The sequence below is a fragment of the Streptomyces sp. NPDC057654 genome (assembly GCF_042800135.1).
Taxonomy (GTDB): domain Bacteria; phylum Actinomycetota; class Actinomycetes; order Streptomycetales; family Streptomycetaceae; genus Streptomyces.
In genome coordinates this window covers 1-4749 of the sequence record NZ_JBHVHQ010000676.1, presented here as the reverse complement: position 1 = coordinate 4749, position 4749 = coordinate 1, and the positions used below count along the sequence as shown (strand labels likewise).

The window sequence follows — 4749 nt, the reverse complement described above, 5'->3', positions numbered from 1 at the left end:
GGCCCTGGCCGCCTTCGGGGCGGTGCTGGGGGAACTGGCGGGCGGCTGATGGCCGCCGCCCCGCGGGCACGGTCACCGGGGCGCTGCCGCTCCCGGCGGAGTCGCCGCGCGCCTCGTCCACCGCCGGCTCGCGCCGCGTTGCCAGGGGCGCGGCTCGTGCGGGGCCTGAGCGGTGCCGCGCCCGGCCGCCGTCCGGCGCCGTGCTTCGTCGCCGCCCCGCAGCGCCGCTCCGCTGCTTCAGCGGTGCCGCGTCCGGCCGCCGCCCGAGCCGGGCCGTCCCCGACACGCGGCGCCGCCGCTCCGGCGCACCGTCACCGGTGCCGTACCCGTCGCCAGACGACCGGCCCCGCGCTCACCAGCAGCGTCAGGCCGACCGCCGTCGCCACGCCCTCCCACGGGCGGGGGAAGAGGGAGCCGCCGAGGATGCCGATCAGCTGGTACGTGGCGGCCCAGGCCAGGCAGGCCGGGATGTCGCCGCGGACGAAGCGGCGCATCGGCATGCGGGAGAGGAGGCAGGCCAGCATCACCGGGATGCGGCCGGCCGGCATCAGGCGGGAGAGGACGAGGACGGCGACGCCGTGCTCGTCCAGCTTCGTCCGGGCCTGGGCCAGTCGCTCGGGGGCGGCTCGGTCGCGCAGGCGCTCCAGCCAGCGGGAGCCGTTGCGGGAGCGGACGCCGCGCTGCCCGAGCCAGTAGAGGGCGATGTCGCCGAGGAACGCGCCGAAGGACGCGACGCCGAAGACCACCAGCAGGGCGAAGGGATCGGTCTGGTGGATGGCCACCACGGCGGCGGAGCTGACCACGGCCCCCGTCGGAACCACCGGAACCAGGGAGCCCAGGAACACCAGCAGGAACAGCGACGGGTACCCCACCGCCTGCTGCGTCGACTCCGGCGGCACCTGACGCGCCAGCTCCGCCAGGGCCATGCGGCCGTTCACCCGCCGGCCCCCAGCCGTACGCTCTCGCCGTGCCCGAGCAGGTGCACGGCGGCGCGCGGCGCGAGCCGGGCCGCGTGCCGTACGAAGTCGTCGCCCGGCGCGTGGAATTCGTGCGGGCGCACCGCGTCCATGCCGATCGGCCAGTACGTTCCGTAGTGCACCGGCACCGCGTCGCGCGCCCCGAGGCGGGCCAGCGCGAGCGCCGCCCGCCCCGCGTCGAGATGGTCGCGGCCCAGGAACGGGCCCCAGCCGCCCACCGGCAGCAGCGCCACGTCCACCGCCCCCACGGCCTTCGGCATCTCGTCGAAGAGCCCGGTGTCGCCCGCGAAGTACGTGGCGGCCTCGCCGCGCACCACATAGCCGAGCGCGGGCGTCCGGTGCGGCCCGTACGGCAGCCGTCGGCCGTCGTGCGCGGCGGGCACCGCCCGTACGACGACGTCCCGCACCCGCACCTCGTCGCCCGCCGTCACCTCGGTGACCCGCAGCCCCCGGTCCGCCGCCGCCCTCCGCAGCCCCGGCACGGCGTGGCCCGCGCCGCGCGGCACCACGAGCCGGGTGCCGGGCGCGAGCCGCCGCAGCGAGGCCGGGTGCAGATGGTCGGTGTGCAGATGCGAGACCAGCGCGAGGTCCGCGACCGCCGCGGCGGGCGGCGGCACCGGCCCCCGGCGGCGGCGCAGATGCGCGAGGCGGCGGGCGAAGAGGGGGTCGGTCAGCACCCGCACCCCGGAGTCCTCCACCGTCGTGGTGGCATGACCCCACCAGGTGATCTCGACCGGCACCCGCCGCCTCCGTCCTGTCGTCCGTCGGTCCTCGCGTTCTTCGTGTTCCGGTTGAGCGTAGTTCAGTCCGGTTCGCACGCGAATTTCTCCTGCCGTCTCCCGAATCCGCCGGAAGAAAGCCCTCGGCGGGCGCGCCGAACAGGAAGTAAGGTGTGCCGAGTTGACGGCACAACGGTTCGATTGGTGGGCATTTCGCAGTGGTGGACGTCTCGCGCCTGGCGGTCTGGAGCGCGGAGGGCTATGACAGCGCCCGCCCCCGGCTCGTACCGCACCTCAACGCCTTCTACGAGGTCGCCGTCGAACTGGCGGCGGCGGGCGAGCGGCCCGCGCCGCGCGTGCTCGACCTCGGCGCCGGCACCGGTCTGTTCGCCTGCGGTCTGGCCTCGGTGCTGCCCGAGGCCACCTTCGACCTCGTCGACTCCTCGGAGCAGATGCTGGCGGCGGCCCGGCCCGCGCTCGACCTGTTCGCGGTGGGGCACACCCCGCACGTACGGGACCTGCGGGAGGCGCTGCCGCCCGGCCCGTTCGACATCGTGGTCTCCGCCCTCGCCATCCACCAGCTGCCCCGCCCCGACCAGCGACGGCTCTACGGGCGGGTCCGCGAGGTCCTCGCGCCGGGCGGGGTGTTCGTCAACGCGGAGCAGGTGGCCGGGCCCGGTCCGCGGCTGGACGCGCTGTACGGCGAGGTGTGGCTGCGGGAGGCGGCGGACCGCGGCGCGAGCGCGGCGGAGATCGACGCGGTGCGCGAGGAACTGGTGCGCGGCGCGCCCGCTCCGGTCGCCGACCATCTGGCGTGGCTGGCGGAGGCGGGTTTCGACGGCGCGGACTGCTTCTACAAGCGGTACGGGTTCGCGGTGCTGGCCGGGTGGGGCTGAGGGTCCGTACGGGGCGAATGCCGTTTCCCCCGATATGAAGTTAGGTTAGCCTAACCTCGTATCGGAAGGGGTGGGCATGTCAGTGACCGCGGCGACCGGAATCCCGGCGGCCGAACGCGAACGGGCCGCGAGGCCATGGCTGTTGATGATCCTGGCCTGCGGGGCGCAGTTCCTCGTCGTCCTGGACGCGACGATCATCTCCGTCGCCCTGCCGCCCATCGCCCGCGACCTCGGCTTCTCGGCCGCCTCCATCGGCTGGGTCGTCACCTCCTACACCCTCGCCTTCGCCGGATTCCTGCTGCTCGGCGGCCGGCTCGCCGACCTCTTCGGCACCCGCGCCATGTATCTGACCGGCCTCGGCGTCTTCACCGCCGCCAGCGTCTGGTGCGGCCTGGCCGGCGGCGCCGGCTGGCTCATCGCCGCCCGCGCCGTCCAGGGCATCGGCGGCGCGCTGCTCATGCCGACCACCCTCACCATCGTCCACCAGGCGTACGCCGAACCGCAGCGCAGGGCGCGGGCGCTGGGGCTGTGGTCCATGGTCGGCGCGGTGGGCGCCGCCGCCGGCACCCTGTGCGGCGGCGTGCTGACCGACACCCTCGGCTGGCGCTGGGTCTTCCTGGTGAACGTGCCCATCGGCGCCGTCGTCCTCGTCCTCGCCGCGCTCGCGCTCACCCGCCGGGTCCGTACGGAAGCGGGCCGGCAGCCCCTCGACATCACCGGAGCGCTGCTGGTCACCAGCGGCCTCGTCGCGCTCGTCTACGGCGTGGTCTGCTTCGGCGGCGACGGGGGAGCGGCCCGCGGCGGCTGGTTCCTGGGCGCCGCCTCGGTGCTGCTCGCCCTCTTCCTCATCAGCCAGGCCAAGTGGGCGCGCAGCCCGCTCGTACCGCTGCGGATCTTCTCCCACCGCTCCGTGAGCAGCGCCAACGCCGTCATGTTCGGCCTGGGCCTCGGCTATCTCGCCAGCCCCGTGCTGATCTCGCTCTACCTCCAGAACGTGCGGCACTTCTCGCCGCTCCGCGCCGGGCTCGGCTTCCTGCCCGCGGCCTTCGCGGTGATGGTCGGCGCCCAGTTCGCCGGCCGGCTCACCCCGCGCTGGGGCGCCCGCCGCACGGCCTGCGTCGGCCTCGTCCTGGTGGCGGCCGGATTCCTGCTGCTCTCCCGGCTCGGCCCGCACACCTCGTTCTTTCCCTCCGTGGTGCTGCCCGTCGCCCTCTTCGGCCTCGGCGCGGGCCTCGCCTTCACCCCCATCACCGTCGCCGCCACCGGCGGCGTGGACCCCGCCATGACCGGCCTCGCGTCCGGGCTGCTCAACACGGTCCGTCAGGTCAGCACGGCGCTGGGCATCGCCGGCTTCTCCGCCGTCGCCAACACCCGCACCGGCGGGCACGGCTACGGGCTCGCCTTCCTCCTCGCGGGCATCATCGCCGTGCTCGCCGCCGCCGGGGCCGCCGTCCTGATGCCGGGGCGGGGGCCCCGCGTCACCCCGAGTACTGGCTGAGGTCGATGGAGTGCACCAGCAGCGGGAAGCCGTAGACCGGGTGCGTCGTCTCGCGCTCCAGCTCCATGCCGAGCTTGCGCATCACGTTCCCGGACGCGGTGTTGCCCTTGCGGTGAATGCTGATCACCCGGTCCAGCCCCCGGTCCTGGAGGGCGAACTCCAAGGTGGCCTGCGCCCCCTCCGACGCGTACCCCTGCCCCCAGAACTGCCGACCCAGCCGCCACCCGATCTCCACCTCGTGCTCCACCTCCGGCAGGAACGACGGAACGGACAGCCCCACGAACCCGGCCAGCTCCCCGGAGGCCAGCAGCTCGACGGCGAACAGCCCGAAGCCCTCGTCGTCCCACTCCTCCTCCCACCGCTCCACGGCCTCGGCCGTCTCCGCCGGGTCCCGGACCGAACCGTCCCCGATCCACCGCATGACCTGCGGATCGGCGTTGATGTCGGCCATCGGGCCGAGGTCGTCCTCGTGCCAGCGGCGGAGCAGAAGTCGGGGGGTACGGATCTCAGTCACGGCGCCCATCCTGCCCACGGCGCGCACCCGAAAGCCAGTCGGCTTGCGCCGGAGGCTCGCCCCATAGGCGCTGCCGCACCGATCGGCTTGCGCTGCCGCGCCGGTCGGCTTGCGCCGGAGGCTTGGTACGTACGCGCTGCCGCGC

5 protein-coding genes are annotated in these 4749 nt (G+C 74.8%); 2 read left to right on the top strand and 3 right to left on the bottom strand.

From position 1 onward, the window contains the following. Positions 1-311: 311 nt before the first annotated feature. Both ACFU99_RS33460 and ACFU99_RS33455 read right to left on the bottom strand, forming a co-directional pair. Positions 312-926, bottom strand: a complete 615-nt coding sequence (locus ACFU99_RS33460; protein ID WP_384399219.1) for a DedA family protein — start codon at positions 924-926, stop codon at positions 312-314. Between the two features lie 8 nt (positions 927-934). Beyond that, on the bottom strand, positions 935-1717 hold the full coding sequence (locus tag ACFU99_RS33455) for an MBL fold metallo-hydrolase (protein WP_384399216.1): 783 nt from the start codon (positions 1715-1717) through the stop codon (positions 935-937). 200 nt (positions 1718-1917) lie between these two features. On the opposite strand from ACFU99_RS33455, the gene ACFU99_RS33450 reads away from it, so the two are divergent. Together ACFU99_RS33450 and ACFU99_RS33445 are read left to right on the top strand one after the other, a co-directional pair. Next, complete coding sequence (locus tag ACFU99_RS33450) at positions 1918-2592, top strand: class I SAM-dependent methyltransferase (protein ID WP_384399214.1); 675 nt, start codon at positions 1918-1920, stop codon at positions 2590-2592. A 76-nt stretch (positions 2593-2668) separates the two neighbouring features. Further along, positions 2669-4090 (top strand): MFS transporter, encoded by a 1422-nt coding sequence (locus tag ACFU99_RS33445; protein ID WP_384399212.1) that lies wholly within the window; start codon positions 2669-2671, stop codon positions 4088-4090. Here ACFU99_RS33445 and ACFU99_RS33440 read toward each other — a convergent pair. Then, on the bottom strand, positions 4071-4604 hold the full coding sequence (locus tag ACFU99_RS33440) for a GNAT family N-acetyltransferase (RefSeq protein ID WP_384399210.1): 534 nt from the start codon (positions 4602-4604) through the stop codon (positions 4071-4073). The genes ACFU99_RS33445 and ACFU99_RS33440 overlap by 20 nt on opposite strands. Between the last annotated feature and the right edge of the window lie 145 nt (positions 4605-4749).